This is a genomic window from Shewanella abyssi (assembly GCF_023284025.1).
Classification (GTDB): domain Bacteria; phylum Pseudomonadota; class Gammaproteobacteria; order Enterobacterales; family Shewanellaceae; genus Shewanella; species Shewanella abyssi.
Map to the genome: position 1 here is coordinate 1 of NZ_JAKIKR010000045.1, position 17,824 is coordinate 17,824.

The 17,824-nt window shown below is 43.2% G+C and carries 14 protein-coding genes; 7 read left to right on the plus strand and 7 right to left on the minus strand.

What is annotated here, in order from left to right; genetic code table 11:
- Nucleotides 1–814: 814 nt before the first annotated feature.
- Complete coding sequence (locus tag L2755_RS16730) at nucleotides 815–1,591, plus strand: hypothetical protein (RefSeq protein ID WP_248981816.1); 777 nt, start codon at nucleotides 815–817, stop codon at nucleotides 1,589–1,591.
- Nucleotides 1,592–1,701: 110 nt separating this feature from the next.
- On the opposite strand, the gene ltaE is transcribed toward L2755_RS16730, so the two are convergent.
- Nucleotides 1,702–2,715 (minus strand): low-specificity L-threonine aldolase, encoded by a 1,014-nt coding sequence (gene ltaE / locus L2755_RS16735; protein ID WP_248981817.1) that lies wholly within the window; start codon nucleotides 2,713–2,715, stop codon nucleotides 1,702–1,704.
- 327 nt (nucleotides 2,716–3,042) lie between these two features.
- Between ltaE and L2755_RS16740 the strand changes: the two genes are divergently transcribed.
- A complete protein-coding gene (locus L2755_RS16740) occupies nucleotides 3,043–3,681 on the plus strand; it encodes a trimeric intracellular cation channel family protein (protein WP_248981818.1) in 639 nt (212 codons plus the stop codon).
- A gap of 85 nt (nucleotides 3,682–3,766) precedes the next feature.
- On the opposite strand, the gene L2755_RS16745 is transcribed toward L2755_RS16740, so the two are convergent.
- The 3 genes from L2755_RS16745 to L2755_RS16755 all read right to left on the minus strand — a co-directional run bounded on the left by L2755_RS16745 (nucleotide 3,767) and on the right by L2755_RS16755 (nucleotide 6,119).
- Nucleotides 3,767–4,591: a mechanosensitive ion channel family protein gene (locus L2755_RS16745; RefSeq protein WP_248981819.1), complete on the minus strand. Its 825-nt coding sequence runs from the start codon at nucleotides 4,589–4,591 to the stop codon at nucleotides 3,767–3,769.
- 34 nt (nucleotides 4,592–4,625) lie between these two features.
- A complete protein-coding gene (locus L2755_RS16750; protein WP_248981820.1) occupies nucleotides 4,626–5,213 on the minus strand; it encodes an OmpA family protein in 588 nt (195 codons plus the stop codon).
- Between the two features lie 450 nt (nucleotides 5,214–5,663).
- Complete coding sequence (locus tag L2755_RS16755; RefSeq protein ID WP_248981821.1) at nucleotides 5,664–6,119, minus strand: YaiI/YqxD family protein; 456 nt, start codon at nucleotides 6,117–6,119, stop codon at nucleotides 5,664–5,666.
- Nucleotides 6,120–6,378: 259 nt separating this feature from the next.
- Here L2755_RS16755 and L2755_RS16760 point away from each other — a divergent pair, with 259 nt between their 5' ends.
- Both L2755_RS16760 and L2755_RS16765 read left to right on the plus strand, forming a co-directional pair.
- Nucleotides 6,379–7,050 (plus strand): DUF2461 domain-containing protein, encoded by a 672-nt coding sequence (locus tag L2755_RS16760; RefSeq protein ID WP_248981822.1) that lies wholly within the window; start codon nucleotides 6,379–6,381, stop codon nucleotides 7,048–7,050.
- A gap of 139 nt (nucleotides 7,051–7,189) precedes the next feature.
- Entirely contained in the window at nucleotides 7,190–8,542 is a 1,353-nt protein-coding gene (locus L2755_RS16765) for an RsmB/NOP family class I SAM-dependent RNA methyltransferase (protein ID WP_248981823.1), read from the plus strand.
- A 35-nt stretch (nucleotides 8,543–8,577) separates the two neighbouring features.
- Here the strand turns inward: L2755_RS16765 and L2755_RS16770 are convergent, their stop codons facing one another.
- Both L2755_RS16770 and L2755_RS16775 read right to left on the minus strand, forming a co-directional pair.
- A complete protein-coding gene (locus L2755_RS16770; protein ID WP_428847808.1) occupies nucleotides 8,578–10,248 on the minus strand; it encodes a 7TM diverse intracellular signaling domain-containing protein in 1,671 nt (556 codons plus the stop codon).
- Nucleotides 10,249–10,492: 244 nt separating this feature from the next.
- Entirely contained in the window at nucleotides 10,493–11,032 is a 540-nt protein-coding gene (locus L2755_RS16775) for a YfaZ family outer membrane protein (RefSeq protein WP_248981825.1), read from the minus strand.
- Between the two features lie 419 nt (nucleotides 11,033–11,451).
- On the opposite strand from L2755_RS16775, the gene L2755_RS16780 reads away from it, so the two are divergent.
- Nucleotides 11,452–12,528, plus strand: a complete 1,077-nt coding sequence (locus L2755_RS16780) for a DUF4382 domain-containing protein (protein WP_248981826.1) — start codon at nucleotides 11,452–11,454, stop codon at nucleotides 12,526–12,528.
- Nucleotides 12,529–12,628: 100 nt separating this feature from the next.
- The gene (locus L2755_RS16785) at nucleotides 12,629–13,111 is read left to right on the plus strand and encodes a glutathione peroxidase (RefSeq protein WP_248981827.1); all 483 of its coding nucleotides are present in this window, start codon (nucleotides 12,629–12,631) and stop codon (nucleotides 13,109–13,111) included.
- Between the two features lie 1,833 nt (nucleotides 13,112–14,944).
- On the opposite strand, the gene L2755_RS16790 is transcribed toward L2755_RS16785, so the two are convergent.
- Nucleotides 14,945–16,735 (minus strand): M1 family metallopeptidase, encoded by a 1,791-nt coding sequence (locus L2755_RS16790; RefSeq protein WP_248981828.1) that lies wholly within the window; start codon nucleotides 16,733–16,735, stop codon nucleotides 14,945–14,947.
- 187 nt (nucleotides 16,736–16,922) lie between these two features.
- On the opposite strand from L2755_RS16790, the gene L2755_RS16795 reads away from it, so the two are divergent.
- Nucleotides 16,923–17,759: a collagenase gene (locus tag L2755_RS16795; protein WP_248981851.1), complete on the plus strand. Its 837-nt coding sequence runs from the start codon at nucleotides 16,923–16,925 to the stop codon at nucleotides 17,757–17,759.
- The last annotated feature ends 65 nt before the right edge of the window (nucleotides 17,760–17,824 follow it).

Here is a 17,824-nt window from a genome sequence, read left to right on the forward strand (position 1 = left end):
AAGCATAAAATCAACATCAAAAGCCAAAGGGTGTTTTCTGTTGATTTCCTAGCAGGACGCAGTCCGTCCTAGCAGTGAGCTGGCGAACGTCCTAGTACCTAGGACCTTCTCAGCTTTAAGATCACGGTAAAACCTTAGACGAACGGCCTAGGGCCTTACGGAACGCTTCGCTTACGGTAAAAATAGAAAAGAGCAAAGCGACGGCATAAATGCCGACCTACTTTAAAAGAAGGTTCTAGCAAAGCATAAAGTCAACATCAAAAGCCAAAGGGTGTTTTCTGTTGATTTCCTAGCAGGACGTAGTCCGTTCTAGTAGTGAGCTGGCGAACGTCCTAGTACCTAGGACCTTCTCAGTTTTAAGATAGGTTCTAGGTTCTAGGTTCTAGGTTCTAGGTTCTAGGTTCTAGGTTCTAGGTTCTAGGTTCTAGCAAAGCATAAAATCAACATCAAAAGCCAAAGGGTGTTTTCTGTTGATTTCCTAGCAGGACGTAGTCCGTTCTAGTAGTGAGCTGGCGAACGTCCTAGTACCTAGGACCTTCTCTTACGGTAAAACTAGAAAAGAGCAAAGCGACGGCATAAATGCCGACCTACTTTAAAAGAAGGTTCTAAATGCTAGCAAAGCATAAAGTCAACATCAAAAGCCAAAGGGTGTTTTCTGTTGATTTCCTAGCAGGACGTAGTCTGTCCTAGCAGTGAGCTGGCGAACGTCCTAGTACCTAGGACCTTCTCAGTTTTAAGATAGGTTCTAGGTTAGTAATTGAAAACTCAAATTAGACAAACAGCAATCAACATTAAGCCCTTCCCAGGAGTGAGCATGCACAAGCAATCAATTTTAAAGCCGTTCTCTTATACTGCAGCGCTAGTTATGGCTGGCGGGTTCATCGCGCTGTTAATTAACAGTTCTGCAGTCCATGCCGCACAATGCCAATCACTAGACTCATCACATCTAAGTGCACGCTACGCGGTGTCCAATGACCATGGGGTCACTAAAGAGATCACCCTGCTAAGAAACCATCAACAAGTCATCTATCAACACAGTCCGCAAACTTTTGAGCTGTGGAACACTCGCGGTGAATACGTGCGTTATTTTCCAAGCGAGCGCCGCTCTGTCAGCTACCGAAAAGGTGATCTGCTTTCTTTGAATATGCATTTTGACTTCAAGCAGCTCAATCATCTTATCTCTCCAACAACTATCGCCGCCATGCAACAGCTGCCAGCGAGCTCAGGTAAAGCCGTTGATGCGGTTACTGACAACTGCATGACAGAGCAGCAGTATCAAGGCCAACAAAAAAGTCATCAGCTAGCAATCCGTTGGCTCGACAAGTTGCAACTACCTAAATCGTTCAAGCTAACCAATAAAAGCGGTAGCATCCAATATGAATTAGTCGAGGTAAAACCGCTGACAGAAAATGCGTTTAATGCGCTAACAGCGGGCTACCAAGATATCGATTTTGCCGATGTGGGCGACAATGAGTCAGATCCCTTTATCGCAAAAATGATCCATCAGGGGTTTATTCAACATGGCAGCAGTGGATTCTATGATAGCCAGGGCAATCAAATCCAAAACGGAGAAAGTGGCCACCAGCATTAACGATTAGCATATTCAAAATATGTATAAATAAAAGCATAAAAAAAGCCCTTATCACTTTATATAGCGCAATAAGGGCTTTTTAGTTTAACGAGCATCTCAGGTGCTCCGAACTAGCGCTTCAAAATAGTCTTAAGTTCACGGATGAAGCAATCAATGTCTGCGCGCGATATATCCGCATGAGTCACTAGGCGTAGTGTCTTACCCGCACTTATCAATATGCCTTTTTGCTTCAGCTGCTGAGCGACGTTATTAATATCTAACTCGCCAACAATAGCAGCAAACACCATGTTGGTTTGTACCAGCGACATATCAACATCGAAGCTATCAATCGCAGACAACTGCGATGCTAAATAAGCGGCATTATCATGGTCTTCAGCCAAGCGCTCAACTTGGTCTGTCAAGGCTAACTGCGCCGCTGCCGCTAATATACCGGCTTGACGCATGCCGCCGCCAAGCATTTTTCGCCAGCGCCGCGCCTTTTTAATTAGCCGTTCATCAGCCAATAGTATTGAGCCGACGGGCGCACATAAACCTTTCGATAAGCAGATGGAAACTGAATCAAAATACTGAGTAATCGCTGTCATCGGCAAATTTTGAGCAACTGCGGCATTTGCAACACGTGCACCATCAAGGTGAATTTTAAGCCCTTTTTCAAATGCTAAGGACTGCGCGTCAGCCAAATAGCTTTGCGGCACAACTTTACCACCTATGGTGTTTTCTAGACTCAATAATCGAGTACGAGCGAAATGAACATCATCGGGTTTAATCGCCGCTTCGATGTCCGACAGTAAAATACTACCATCGGCTTGGTTGTTCAGTGGTTGCGGTTGAATGCTTCCTAGCACAGCAGCTCCGCCACCTTCAAACTTATAGTTATGCGCTTGCTGGCCGCAAATATATTCATCTCCGCGTTCACAATGGCTCATCAATGCTAATAAGTTAGCTTGAGTCCCTGATGAGGTAAACAAAGCACCATCAAAACCAAACATTTCAGCAGCCATATCTTCAAGGTAATTAACGCTTGGATCGTCACCATATACATCATCTCCGACTTCAGCGACGCCAATTGCAGCACGCATCGCGGCAGTAGGCTTAGTCACTGTGTCACTACGGAAATCTATCATTACTTACCCCATTATCGATATTATTTTGGACTCTATGATCCAATAATACTGCGACAGCAAGGCTTCTACCAGCGCCAAGTCACGAGATAGTTTAATAATTCGAAGCGACCTCACACACGCTGAGAACAACCAAAGCCGCATAATAAGCCATCATTAATTTTACTCAATTATTAAAACTATTCGTAAACACTGGCTAACATGCTAAATATTGGTAAAGCAAAATAGGAATCCATTAGTTTTTATAATGCTAAAAAGCAATATTTATCATTATCTTTTATACTGAAATACGGGCAAAATTCGCTTCCTTTTTGTTAGCTAGAACATCTTATGTTAGAAGTAAAAGTAATCAGTGCTTTATGGCTCATCGGCATCTTAGCTGAAGCGATGACAGGTGCCCTCGCCGCCGGTAAAAAACAGATGGATCTTTTTGGTGTGGTGATTATCGGTTGTGTCACCGCAATTGGTGGTGGCACGCTGCGCGACATGCTCCTCGGTAATTACCCCATTATTTGGGTCGAGAATGCACATTACTTGCTCGCAATTGCTGCAGCCTCACTACTCACGGTGATGATTGCCCCCTTGATGCGCTATTTATCGAGATTATTTCTAGCCATTGATGCTATTGGTTTAGCGGTGTTTTCCATTGTTGGCGCCCAAAAAACCTTAATGCTTGGTTACAGTGCTGAGATTGCGATTGTGATGGGTGTGGTTACTGGTGTTTTTGGCGGAGTGATCCGTGACATTTTATGTAATCAAGTACCGCTTATTTTTAAGAAAGAACTCTATGCACTTGTTGCTTTGCTCACTGCCGCTCTCTATGTAGCGATGAAGCTAAACGGTGTTACTGAATGGATAAGTTTGTCCGTTGCCCTCACCTTTGGTTTTAGCTTTAGAATGCTTGCTATTCGTTATCATTGGTCGATGCCGAAATTTGATTATCAGTATCAGTCGGACAATATTCAGTAGCGACTACCTCTTTGATGCTAAATGAAAAAGGTCAGCATATGCTGACCTTCTATTTACCAAATTAGACGATTAACCAACTAAACCATTAGCTTGTCGGGGCTTCTTTCACATAGAGATCCATTTGTGGGTAAGGAATACCGATCCCCGCCTCATCTAGAGCGACCTTAATCTGTTCCAATATTTCAAAATGAGCAGGCCAGTAGTCACTGCCTTTTACCCACGGGCGAACCACAAAGTTAACCGAAGAATCAGCTAGTTCAGCGACCGCCACAGTGTAAGCGGGATCCTTAAGTACATATTGGCTATTGTCGAGTATTGAGGTTAATACCCTCTTGGTTTCAGCAAGGTTTGCATCATAAGAGACACCAATGACCAAGTCTAAACGACGGGTCTCCATTGCCGAATAGTTGACAATAGTGCCATCCATCATTGCCGAGTTTGGTGCAATAATCACCTTATTATCAGGGGTAAGTAGCTTAGTTGAAAAAATGGTGATTTCGCTTACCGTACCCGCAATGCCAGCAGCTTCAACATAGTCACCCACACGGCAAGGACGGAATAACACCATTAACACCCCAGCGGCAAAGTTAGATAACGAACCCTGTAGTGCTAAACCAACGGCTAAACCGGCGGCACCAATAACAGCCACCAGAGAGGCTGTTTGTACGCCAATTTGTCCTAATGTCGCCACGATGGTAAATACAAATACCAATGACCAAGCAATATTTCCGACAAATGAAGTCACCGTCTCATCGACTTTGCGCTTCTTAAGTAGTTTTGTCGTAAGCTTCTTTGCTACCCCAGATAAAAACTTACCTATCACAAAAATAATGATTGCGAACAGAATTTTCATGCCATAGGTGACAATGAGTTCTGGTGCTTGATCCATCAGACCTTGCAAGTTATCCATGTATATACTCCCTTAACTTATATAATAATTTTATTTAAAAAATAACGAAAAACTGGACTCTTCTATTTAACCCTCGACCACTACGGCTTTGATTATCGGCAATGGGTCTCTGACTGCCTGCGCCTTGCACATCGAAGCGATCGGCACTGAAATTAAACTCATCAATTAAAACTTGTTTGACGCTATCGGCCCGTGACAATGACAATATCTGATTATATTGCTCACTGCCGATAGAGTCTGTATGCCCCTGAAGCAACAACCTTACTGGCACTGCACGTAACCAAGCGGCAACGCGTTGCAGCACTTGCCTTTGGCTAATTAACAACTCCGATTTAGCAAAGTCGAAATGAACCACAAGCGACGACAACGGCATGCAACTAGCGGGGTAAAAGTCGTCATTGAGTGTTTTAAAGCAAAGCCCTGTTGTCAGTTCGGCTGATATTTCTGTCGTTAATATTGTTTTAGCGCAGCCACTGGCATCCACTTGTTGACCTGCGATAGTGCCACTGCAGGCATCTTTAAGATCGGGGACACCATCAGCATCGCTATCTAACCCGTCGCGCCCAAAGGCACTGCTTGTACAGCACAAGTAAAATAACAGCCCTAATATCAACCATCGCATAACGTTAACCTAGTGAGTCACTGCCTTTCGAAAAAGCAGCGTTAGTTTACTTGGGCTACTTTTTAGCTATGTTAACTAACAAAAAGCAAAAAGGCAGTTAAATAATTAACTTAATCATCACAATGATAGTCAGTTTTTAAAGAATACCCCCAAATTGCCCGTTTAACCTCTGCACTGTCTGGAATAATTAACCGTCTACATATTAATATCGCGAGAATTCTCGAGCTGATGCTAGGGCAGCCAGAACAGCTTTAGGCTGTGTTTGATTCGTTATGACTATAGAAAAGAAAAGAGAAGAAAAGAGAAGATAGTGAACGAAACCAACGATGGCATAAACTGATTGGCGGTTTATGCCATCGATTAACATAACCCGCTAAACTTTTTAAAGCTGATGACCTTTGCAGCTGTCACTATTTCGCTTAAGGACTCATGGGCTCGAATTCAGCGCAATTACTTTTGCTGTTTAAACTTGGTAATAAGACGATCTAATTGATTTGCAAAGGCTTGTCGCTCACTTTGGCCCATAGTATCGGGGCCTCCAGTATGCACGCCACTCGCTCGCATCGTATCCATAAAGTCTCGCATATTCAAAATCGACTTAATATTCTGATCCGTATAAAGTTCGCCGCGAGGATTTAATGCAAGCGCACCTTTCTCTATCGCTTCAGCCGCTAAGGGAATATCGGCAGTAATCACTAGATCTCCCGCTTGCAGCCGTCTAACAATTTCATCATCAGCGACATCAAAGCCTGAAGCAACAGTCACCATTTTGATAAAGCGTGAAGGTGGAATTCTAACGCTATGGTTGGCGATCAGTGTCGTTTCAATTTCGGCGCGATCGGCAGCGCGAAAAAGTGTTTCTTTAGTTACCCCTGGGCAGGCGTCGGCATCAACCCAAATTTTCATAACATTCCTTTAAATATCGAACCAGTAAAGAGCGCTTATGTTGATAGGATAGCAGTGCTTGCTGACCAAGAAAAGCGAACAAAACCAATCAGAGACAATGAGGTTAAACCTTGCAGCTGTAACCCCCTCGTCCTCAATAATATTAAGCTAACTTCCCTATAGCGAAAAGATTACTGGCAACATATTCAACTAGCGGATATAAATTGCAGCGCTAGTTTGTTATGTTAATCAGCAATTAAGTTTCTTTGAGAGTGCAGTAATGTTTACTCATGCAAGTTTTGATTTCTTAAATGAATTATCGGTCAACAATGAGCGAGAATGGTTTAAGGCCAACCAGTCAAGATATGAAGATCAAGTGCGAACCCCGGCACTGCAGTTTATCGAAACCATGCAGCCGGCCATCTTAGCACTGTCACCTAGATTAACCGCAGTCCCGAAAAAGGTCGGCGGCAGCATGATGCGTCCACAGCGAGATAGCCGCTTTAGTAAAGACAAAACACCTTATAAAACCAATGTCGGTATTCAGTTCCGTCACTTCCAAGGTAAAGATGTCCATGCACCGGGTCTTTACCTGCATATCGCCAACGATGGCTGCTTTCTAGGTGCTGGCATTTGGCACCCTGAATCCAAAGCACTCAATGCGATCCGCAGTTGCATCGACGAAAACCCTAATGGCTATAAAAAAGCCTTAACAGCACTTACCGAAAATGGCTTTAACATGGAGGGTAGTCAACTCATTAGACCGCCCAAAGGATTTGATAAAGCCCATCCGATGCTAGCAGAGCTTAAACGAAAAGACTTTATCGCCATTAAACCCATTGATATAGAGCAAGTTACCTCAGCGCAATTTGCCGATTTTTGCGCGGCAGAGTTTGAGCAATGTCAGCAACTGATGCGTTACCTGTGTTTTGCACTGGATTTAGATTACTAACCACAAACAAACAGTCGCTATCGGGTCCGCAACGGTGCGCTTTAGTCAGCCTTCACTGAAGCGCGCAACCGCAGACTCTGCTACAATTGCGCCACTTTTTATCTGAGCCTTTGAAGGCTCACGCGTCAGGCACATTTACATGGTCGAATCATCCACATCTCCTGTTAATGCATTTCAAGCTGAAACCAGCGCTCAAAAGCGCGCATTGAGCTACAGCAACACAATACATCAGCTATTTAACAGCGTGTTCCAGCAGAAAATGCCCGCAGATCGCATCATCGGCGAATATTTTAGAGCCAATAAGAAACATGGTTCTAAAGACCGACGAGTGATTAGAGAGAGCTTATTTGCGCTGTTCCGTTGGTGGGGCTGGCTTAAAAAGGTCCACACCAGCACTGAGCAAGATGAAAGTTGGTTTGCCGTTCTAGCGGTCGTAGCAGAGTTAGAGGGCCACAGCTGGAGCCAGTTTAGTGAAGCTTGGCAAGGTTTTGCTAATCAGTCTGTTACATTCAATATTGATGCTAGCACTCAACCTTTGCCGACAGTGTCAGATAAATGCCAATTTGTTCAACAATGTTTCGCTGGCATTGAGTTTCAGGAAAAAGACCTGTTACCGCAGTGGTTTTGGGATGTGACCAATATCGACGCTAAGCATGAGCTTGCGCTGATTGAGGCCATGAGTTCTCGTCCACCCATTTGGGGGCGTGCGCAAAAGCGCTCGGCGCAGCAACTCACTACAGAACTGCGAAGCGATGACATCGATGCCAATACCTGTCCGTTTTTTAGTGATAGCGTCAATCTTGGGCACAAGAGCATTAACCTTAATGGGATAAAAGCTTACCTACAGGGCCATTTAGAGATCCAAGATCTTGGTTCGCAAGTCATTGGACAAATTTGTGCCCCTAAAGCCGATGATAATTGGTGGGACACTTGTAGTGGCGCGGGTGGAAAATCACTGCAACTACGCTCTTTGATGTTCAATCAAGATGATAATGGCAGCGGCTCAATCATCGCATCCGATATCCGCAAAAGGCCATTAGCAGAGCTGATGAAGCGGGCTAAACGTGCGGGCTTTAATGGAATATCGACTTCACCTTGGCAAGACGAATCTCTCCCCGTCTCTGCCGAACACTTTGATGGAGTACTCGTTGATGCACCTTGCAGCTGCACCGGTACTTGGCGCCGTAACCCAGATATGCGCTGGTTAGACGATGTTAGCGTCGTTAATGACAAGCAAGCATTGCAACTGGATATCCTGATGCGCAGTGCCAAGGCGGTAAAGGTGGGTGGCCAGTTAGTGTATGCCACCTGCTCATTATCACCGATTGAAAATGAGCAGGTTGTGAATGCATTTCTCACTCAACAGCCACTGTTTGCATTACAGCAACTGCAGCATCCTTTTACAGGGAAAGCATCAGAGATGCTAACAGTATGGCCGCAAGAGGCAGACACTGATGGGATGTTCGTTGTTAAAATGTGCCGAAAAAGCTAACTCATAGCCATCCAATTACTCTATAAGATTGAGCATCACATCTCTAAATCAAGCGTGCGGCTTAACCGCTGCGCGTATAATTGGCGCCGCTTAACACTTTTATTAGCATACAAGTTTTGATCTGCATTACGCAGCCATTCATGATTATTCAATACTTCGGTATTTAAGCAGCGACCAACATGAAGGCTTGCATCAGTGAAGCCTTCTTGACTAAATTGAGCTTCTATCTGGGTTGTTGCCAGCTCTAACTCTACGATATCGTCTTTATCAATAAAGAGCACAAAATCGTTGACCCCGACTCGGAATATGCTTTTCTGACTCCGTTTGTTAATCAGCCTATCTAATTGCTTAGCCACAAAACAAATTAGCTTATCGCCCTCTCCAAGGCCCATTTTTTTGTTTACCTGGGACAAGCCCTCTATCGTGATCAGCACTAGATAGCACTCAGAGTTGGCGGTTGGTCCAATGGGCTGCTCTTGACGCATAAACTCATCAAAGGCAAAACGGTTAGCCGTTGTTGTTAGTACATCGACACGGGCATTTTTCCATGCGATATCCAGCGTTTCGATATAACGCTCTTTTTCATCTGACAACATGCGAATTTTATTTGCCAGTGCTAGTGATAACAGCAAAGCATCGGCTGTGCCGCCGATCAACGTCGCTAACTCTGCATTATCAAAAAAGTCTGGTGTTAATCCCATATTTCCTGGGAGGATTAATACCGCAGGGAGCAGCAAACAGGTGAATGCGACGATAAAGTATCGCGCCGGATAAAAACCTTTTAATAGGCATACATTACCGCAGGTAATCGCTAACGCGATCCAAAGCACAATTAAGATAGAGGCAATGATGGCAGTGTATGAAATCAAATAAATACTGGCTGGCAATGCAATAATACATGCCCACATTAGATACTTACTCAATTGCCATAATTTGGGCGACAGTTCAGGTAATTGCAAGAAATGTTTATAAAAAAGAATATTAAAAATGGGTAAACCGATAAAAAACAGATGGTGCAATTGCAAGCTATGAAAACCTAAAAGGTGTGCAGGAATATGAAATGTTAACGCCCAACCTATAGCGTAAGTTAAAACATAAAATCCATAATATAGAAAAGCTTTGTCTTTTATCGATGCGTAGATAAGTAGATTATAAAAAGCAATTGAGGCGAGTGCGCCCAAACACAGCACCACCAACATGGCACTTAAGTCAGATGAAAGATGATGTTGCTCGTAGGATTGGACTTGTAATTTAGGCTGCGAAGAGTAATAACGACTGTTTATTCGAGTCACTAACCAGTAGTTAGTGTGCTTTTTAAGCTCAACTTTTCGTGCATAGTCGAACAGGAACTCATAAGGCGCATAATAACCGCTGTGGAAATACTGTTTTGAACCGTCTTCGCCAATGATCCAATAGTCAACAGACTCAATAATGGCATTTTTAACATTAACACTCCATCGCCCTTCATCTGAAGAGATAACAAAAGCACTCGCCATCCAGTAATCTCCACCCGCCAATGAGACTTTACTCCGCTGTGGATGCGATTTTATCCAAGGCATAATGGCCATAAAGTCTTGGGGAAAGCTTTCATCTGCTGAAGCTTCAAAAAGAAACGTTTGATCCAAAATGGCACTTGCATGAACCCTTTCATTGCAGCCAAAGATAGATAATATAAACAAAGTGATTGTTATTATTTTTACGTGCATGGGAGATAAATCCATTTCTTAAAGCCACATAGAATCAAAATCAACGTGACAAAACTCACGTATTCGACAATATTTTGACTTAAGTCTACATGAAGCATGAGGTTATCAAAAACTTAAAACGCACTTTGTTATCGCGAGGATGTTCTTTAGAGGATGGGGAGTAAAAAAAGATATGCAGCCAATCGCTGGCATTACAAGCGCATGATGGGCTGCATATAGCTGCACAAATTAAGTTACAACAAGGCTAGAATGTTGCTCTGCCACCTAAATAGAAGCCAGATTCAAATGTTGTATTTGCTGCATCATCGTACTGTATGCGTATATTCCTATAGCCGACAAATAGCGCAATGGCAGGATTAAGCTGATATTGGACTTTGCCATCAACTTCCCATGAACCATCGATATCACCAAATGATAGAACTGATGGCGAGTAATAACCCGAACCGTGAACCGAAATATTCGATCCTAAATGCACTGCATAGCGTCCACCGATAGCGACATAATTACCATTTTGGCTTTTGTTAGACCATAGCTGAGAAAACTTTGCACCAATCTCAATATGGTGTATTCCCGCATCATGGGCGACATGCATCGCACCCGATAGCATCTGCCCGCCTTTATCTGAATAGATGTATTGTGCAGATGCATTAACATCTTTATTCAGGTCAACCTGTAGCTCGGTTGAAAAGGTGTCATCATTTAACCCTAGGCTTAAATCTGTCGCCTGCGCTGAAACACTGACCAAACACAGCGAAACCGCCCCCACTAAAGCTTTAATTTTCATTCATCGTCCCGACACATCGTTTTATTTGCGAGGAGCATACACAAAACTCATCTCGATTTTTATCTAAACCGTTGTGCTCAGTTCGCATTTCAATAAAGTTCAACCTAAAGCCAACCAAGGGCCAATAACAGCAACATTAACGCCACATAGGTATCAGTGGGTAGCCATAGAAAAACTGACATTGAATAATGCAAATGCTTGATTTAAATATCAAGTATAAATAACAGAATACTTTATGAGTAAAGCGATTCCCCTAGAGCGACAATCTTACCTTTTCTCCCTTATACTTATCGCACGGTATTGGTCGGCAAAGCCCGTTTTCATCTGGTCTACAGGCTTTGGTATACCTGATTTAAACATTACTAAAAAAATTATCACAACTATAATATCTATCCTAAGTGATATGATTTGGAGCAAGTATGAAACAGGTAAAACTCACAACGTTAAGTATCGCTATCACTGCAGGCATAATACTATCAGGCTGTGGTTCTGATTCAGATCCATCACCAGAGATTGAATTTGGTAAGTTTACTCTCGGCGTCTCAGATAACCCTGCCGATGCAAACATTGTTAATATCGCTTTTAAGCAAGTGGTATTGAAGAATAGCGAAGGCTCTATTTCCTTCGACGTTGCGGTCGGTGAAGATGGTTTACAACACGTCGACTTGCTAAGCGTGCAAGGGCAAGATGTAGCAACACTGGTCAGTGGCCAGTCTGTCGTTGTTGGTGAGTACCAAATGTGTATCTATATGCAAAATAACGAGATCTCAGATACCGATAGCTCATATGTTCTTTCTGGTGCAACTAAAGACGATAATGGCGAATACGTTGGTGGTGTTGTCGAAGGGTTAGTGACAAACAGTAACGGTTCATGCGGTGGTGTTGGAGCAGATGAAGACAATACTGGCCGGCTGTTTTTCAATAAAGCCTTTACAATTGCGGCAGGTAACAACGCATTTGTGGCTGAATTCAATTTATCCCAAGGCCTTCAAGGACCTCATGGCAATAAGGAGTATTGGACGCTAAAACCAACTTCTGTTCAATTGGTCAATAGCGCCGACGTTGGCGCAATCGCAGGGCAGATAAGCCCTGAAACCATGATTAATTGCGAAACGAATGCGGGTGGTTCAGATTTTTCTCCTGCAGTGTACCTCTACCCAAGCGCTACAGCATTAGAGGATATGGCTGACTTTAGAACCGCTGCAAATGTACTCACTCAAGTTGCCCCAATAACTTCCGCTAGAGTTAACCCTATTGAAGACAGTGAAGGGAACACTTTAGGTTATGATTATGAGTTCGGTTTTGTCGTTGCCGACACCTATAGCTTAGGTTATACCTGCCTTGCACAAAATGATGATCCTGAAGCAGCAAATATTCGTGATCCTCAGGATGGAACTGCTGCATTTTTCATCGATTCCGCCGAGCAGGAGGTTGCTGTTGCCGTTGATGAAACCACAACACGCCATTTCCCTGAGTCATTCTTGCCAGGGGAGTAGTAGGGTAAGCAGGATTTAGCATCACTGCGCGGAAAAAAGGTACTATTTAGTTAGTGCCTTTTTTTTCATCTAAATATATCAGCAGAATAAGGAGCACACTATGTCATCTTCAATTTACGATTTTTCGGTAACAAATATTCAGGGGCTGGAGGTATCGCTCGAAGACTACAAGGGAAAAGTGGTTTTAATCGTGAATACCGCGAGCGAATGTGGCTTTACTCCGCAGTACAAGGAACTCGAACAGCTATACAAGAAGTACCAATCACAAGGCTTAGCTATTCTCGGGTTCCCCTGCAATCAGTTTGGCGCGCAAGAGAAAGGAAGTAGTGAGGAGATCAGTTTGTTCTGCGAACTCAATTTTGGGGTCAGCTTCCCCTTATTTGAAAAAATAGAGGTCAATGGCGAGAATACAATCCCTTTATATCGTCACTTAAAATCTGCAGCAAAAGGCCTATTAGGTTCAGAGCGGATAAAGTGGAATTTCACAAAGTTCCTCATTAACAAGCAGGGTAAAGTTGAACATCGCTTTGCTTCGACGACGAAACCAATGGCTATTGAAAAAAACATCTTAGAGTTACTGTAAATTAAAAACCATAAAAACAACAACTTACGCTTGAAGGTCAAAATAAATAAAATTTACTGTCTATTTTTTGAACTTTAATGGAACGCCACCCTCTAACTTTACGAGCATTTAATTTGTTTTTCATGTTCATCATTCTCCCTGGGACTTCTAGCGCGGTCCCCTTGATCTCTAAGTAGGTCAGTCAGGCAACCCATTGGGTTGCCCTTTTTTTATCTAAAATCATCAAAAACAATCAATTTCAATGGAAAACACCAAAAGCAGCAAAAAAAATGAGCTTTGTTGGGAACTAAATTGAAATAGCGCACTCTGACTATATGAACCGATTCTGGTTAAGTGAATTTCATCGTTGGCTTAACACCTATTCTCTTTGCTCATCACTCTGAGTCTATAGTTTCATTGTTCATCATCATTCCCTTGGACACTCCTGTTGAGGTTTGTCATTGGAGTTAACCGCTACGCTAGCGCACTAGCCTGTTTAACTCTAAGAAGCTTAATTTTTATGGCAACCTATTTGGGTTGCCATTTTTTTTAGCTGCAGATTATCGATATTCTAAGCCTTTCGATTTTCCCTCCATAACCACGGAATACGCCGCGCTATAAATGGCGAATAAAAACAGACTTATAAACGAAAATAGATCCGCATCGCGATAATAACCCACTCCCAGCACCATAAGTACAACTGACATAAACTCAAATAAACTTAGATAAAATGACCTTTGCTGGGAACTAAATTGAAATAGCGCACTCTGACTATATGAACCGATTCTGGTTAAGTGAATTTCACAGTTGGCTTAACACTTATTCTCCTTGCTCATCACTTAGAGTCTATAGTTTCATTGTTCATCATCATTCCCTTGGACACTCCTGTTGAGGTTTGTCATTGGAGTTAACCGCTACGCTAGCGCACTAGCCTGTTTAACTCCTAAGAAGCTTAATCTTTATGGCAACCTATTTGGGTTGCCATTTTTTTTAGCTGCAGATTATCGATATTCTAAGCCTTTCGATTCCCCCTCCATAACCACGGAATACGCCGCGCTATAAATGGCGAATAAAAACAGACTTATAAACGAAAATAAATCCGCATCACGATAATAACCATCTCCCTGCGCCATAAGAACAACTGACATAAAATTAAATCAATTCGAATAAAATGACCTTTGTTGGGAACTAAATTGAAATAGCGCACTCTGACTATATGAACCGATTCTGGTTAAGTGAATTTCATCGTTGGCTTAACACCTATTCTCTTTGCTCATCACTTAGAGTCTATAGTTTCATTGTTCATCATCATTCCCTTGGACACTCCTGTTGAGGTTTGTCATTGGAGTTAACCGCTACGCTAGCGCACTAGCCTGTTTAACTCCTAAGAAGCTTAATCTTTATGGCAACCTATTTGGGTTGCCATTTTTTTTAGCTGCAGATTATCGATGTTCTAAGCCTTTCGATTTCCTCTCTATAACCACGGAATACGCCGCGCTATAAATGGCGAATAAAAACAGACTTATAAACGAAGGTACAATAAAAATGGATGACATAAAAAATAAATTTAAATAAACTTAGATAAAACGACCTTTGTTGGGAACTAAATTGAAATAGCGCACTCTGACTATATGAACCGATTCTGGTTAAGTGAATTTCATCGTTGGCTTAACACCTATTCTCTTTGCTCATCACTTAGAGTCTATAGTTTCATTGTTCATCATCATTCCCTTGGACACTCCTGTTGAGGTTTGTCATTGGAGTTAACCGCTACGCTAGCGCACTAGCCTGTTTAACCCCTAAGAAGCTTAATTTTTATGGCAACCTATTTGGGTTGCCATTTTTTTTACCTGCTTATAATACACCCTCAAGCTGATTATCTAGCATCACCACGATCGATGGATGATAACCCTCTCGAGCCAGCGCATAGATACTTTTAATCTCAGCAGTAAATCCCGCTTTCAGTAACTCGGCATAGAGAGGCTTAACAAACTTACCTCGGCCTATTTTAACTAAATAGTCACTCACTGCTGGTAATACCGCACTATAGCCATTGCGAATGGCGACCTTATACCAATCACATGCGATCTCTGCATTAGTCGACACTGTTAATGCAAAGACATTATCGAGATCGCTCAGCTGCTCGTGTTCGATCACCAATGGAAGATTGGTCAGAAAGTACTGCCAATGATGCACTAACCAACCATCGGTATTTAGCGCTTTAGCACGACAACCAGATGTGAATGCTGTTAGTGCAACGTTCACCTTATCTAGGCTGTTTGAGGTGGGTTCAGTAAAGCATTCAGGCATACCTTCACCGTAGATCCAGCCCAATAGCTCAGTTTCTGTAATGGTGTCAGCATGATCAACTAACAAGGTCTTTTTAGCGTACTCAACGAAGGTTTCTGTTGTTATCGCCTCGAAAGCAAACGCTTGCACATATGCATAGAGGAATTTATCAAAAGACTCACGCCCAAGCCTTTTTTCTAAGTCGTGCACAAACATCGATGCTTTGTCATAAGTGAAGCGGTTAAACGCTTCGTTGGGGTCTTGATCTTGCATATTGGCTGGTAAGGTTTGTGCCTGCAGTGCGGTCGACTCTATGGCTTCTTTTAGCCGACCATATTCAAGCACCACTTCAAGCTCGGCTAACTCCTTGCCAAACACCTTTTCGACGATACGGTTAGTAAAGTATGTGGTGAACCCCTCGTTTAGCCATAAGTCACGCCAAGTGGCATTGCTGACAAGGTTTCCTGTCCAGGAGTGCGCTAACTCATGTGCAACGGTAGACACCAAACTTTTATCACCTGCGATTAACGTCGGCGTCATAAAAGCCAGTCGAGGATTCTCCATGCCACCAAATGGGAAACTTGGCGGCAGAACTATCATGTCATAACGACCCCAAGGATATGGACCCAGCAAGGATTCGGCTACTTCAACCATGCTTTCGGTGTCTTCAAACTCTGCAACGGCTGAGTCAACGACCTCAGGCTCGGCATAGACTCCGGTACGCGCCCCTAATCGGCCAAATGCCAGATCTCCCACGGCGATGGCAAGCAGGTGAGTCGGCATCGCTTTTTCCATGGTGAAGCTAAAATGGCCATCAAGCGCAGCGGTGGCATCATTCATGGCACTCATGACTGCGCGCATGCCTTTAGGGGCATTGATCACCGCATCAAAGGTAATTCTAGCCTTGGGTGTATCTTGTAGAGGGATCCAGCTGCGGGCATTGATGGGCTGAGATTGGCTGAAAAGAAACGGCAGTTGTTTACCGCTTGTTTGAGCCGGTGTTAACCACTGCAATCCTTGCGCTTCTGGTGATGTAGCGTAATGAATTTTAACACTCTTGACAGACGAGTCTAATTTCACGCAGAGGCGTTGACCTAAGATCTCATCCTCTTTATCGATGGCGTACTCTAACTTTTGATCTGTACCCGTAGACACATTAAAGATGGTGATATCACGCAGGTCGAGCATCAATTCTCGAGTCTCACTATCTAAATAGCTAAGGTTAAGTTCCACCAACCCAGTCAATTGTTTAGCGACAAAATCCACATCTAACATCAATGATAAGTGTTTTACACACACTTGATCTGTATTGGCGAATGAATGGTAGTCACGGCTATTATCCCACGGCTTTAACACGGCATATCCTTTTTAGTCACTGAATCTCTGAGGGGTATTTTAGCCATAAATCATCGTTGTCGATGAAATTGACTTCAATAACGTTAAATGAAACACTTGAGGATATTGTATGCAAATATAAAAACAAGAGAAACCCTCCATGAAAAATAAACACCGTACCATCGCTTTACTGCTCAGCCCTCTATTGATGACACCGCTACTCGTAGCAGCCGAGTCTACGGGAGAGCTTGACACCGTACTCAGCCAAAATCATGCTTGTAGCGACACTATAATTATCCGCTCTCAAGCGCTTACCACGTCGCAAATCGAGTCAGCATGCCAGTTATTACAAAAACAGGAAGCTAAGTTTCACCTTTTGTTCGGCACATTAAATCAACCGGTGAGCAACGATAACAACCACAGTATGCGGGCCAACGTTTACCATTCCCGAGAAGACTATACCGTTAATGTGACCGCACACTTTGATGTACCAAGCAATAATGGCGGCATGTACCTAGAGGGGTTTCCTTGGGAGACTGATAATCAAGCTGAGTTTGTTGCCTATGAGAAAAAGGGCCAAATTTGGAACCTTGCCCATGAGTATGTGCATTATCTAGATGGCCGCTTCAACCTTTATGGCGATTTTTGTGCATCACTACATGACTCACATAGTGCCCCTGAATATTGCGCAAAACCAGCGCCTTTATATCCTCACACCGTTTGGTGGAGCGAAGGTGTCGCTGAGTACATATCACTTGGCGATAGCAACTCAAAGGCGATTAAGGTCATTGGCGACAAAAATTTGCTCTTGAGCGAACTGTTTAATACCAGCTACGAACATAATGGCGGCGGCGATAGAGTGTATCGTTGGGGTTATTTAGCGGTGCGCTTTATGCTTGAAAAGCATAAAGCCAAAATTGATGAGATGCTAACTTTTACGCGTAAAGGCGACTACCCTAGATACCAAGCACTCATTAGCCAGTGGGGAACCAGTATGGATGCAGAATTTCAAACTTGGTTAACAGAACTCGCAAAACAGAGTTAAATCGTCATTTTGTATAACGATCAAAAAAGGCCTCTGATGAGGCCTTTTTAGGTTTATCTTGCTCG